The 1,001-nt window shown below is 46.5% G+C and carries 1 protein-coding gene; it reads left to right on the top strand.

The window, feature by feature from the left end; translation table 11 throughout:
- Positions 1-1,001, top strand: a 1,001-nt coding sequence (locus EJ419_RS02390; RefSeq protein ID WP_131283333.1) for an Mbeg1-like protein, incomplete at both ends; no start/stop codon positions are given.

Genomic DNA, 1,001 nt, shown 5'->3' with positions numbered 1-1,001 from the left:
AATGAATATAGCAAATGTCGAATATGACGACTATACAGTCTACGATGCTAAACGCAATCATGTAGTTAAGTATGGACCGCATAGAAATAAGGTTTTGGGTACTTTGGATGAGGTGGTGGATGATGAGTCTACGGGTTTGAGGATGTATGTGGTTAAGACGGATGATAAGCATTATTCGGTGTTGTTTCGTGGTTCTGAGGCTCCGGGTAAGGCGGGATGGCAGAAGGATTGGTTGGATAATGATGTGCCGATGGCTGATAAGATTTTGTCGGGGTCTAAAGGTGTGACTCCTCAGTTGCGGCAGGCGAGTCAGTGTTTGAATCGGGTTATGAGTGAGCATAAGTCGGCGTCGTTTGAGGTGTATGGGCATTCGTTGGGGTCGATGAATGCGCAGTATGCGATTGCGAATGTGAGGGAACCGTCTCGTATTCGTGGTGCTTTTATGTATGAAGGGCCAAATATTTATTCCACGTTGAATAAGCAGCAGCGTGAAACGGTTGCCAGGCTTAATAGTAGAGCTCATGATTATGTGGATAGTAAAGATAGCATAGCGTTGGGGTTTAGTGATTTCTTGGGTAGTGTGGGTCTGGTTCATAACGTGTGTTCCAAGGATGTTCATGATGTGACTAAGCAGCATATGTGGGGTGGCTATCAGTGGAATAAAGATGGTAGCCTCATTGAGGGTAAGCCTGATGTGGGTGAGATGAAGCGGGTGATTGACTCGTATCGGCGTGTACGGTGTGCGTCGGGTATGACGCCTGTGAAGCAGTTTATGCTGGATTATATTCAAGCTGAGTATATGATGAGTGCTTTAGTCTCTGATACTTGTGACATGCAGAGGGCTATTGAGCGTGAGTATGAGCATATGCGTGCGTGTGTGGAGCGTGAGATTCGTTCCGCTCTAGCTATGATGCATACGCAGTTGTATGCTTTGTCGGACGAGGAGATCGAGTCGGCTATTTATCAGGCTGGTGTCAGTGAAAGTCAAGTATGGGATCGTT

This window comes from Alloscardovia theropitheci (genome assembly GCF_004332295.1).
Lineage (GTDB): Bacteria > Actinomycetota > Actinomycetes > Actinomycetales > Bifidobacteriaceae > Alloscardovia > Alloscardovia theropitheci.
This window is presented reverse-complemented; position numbering and strand designations above follow the sequence as displayed.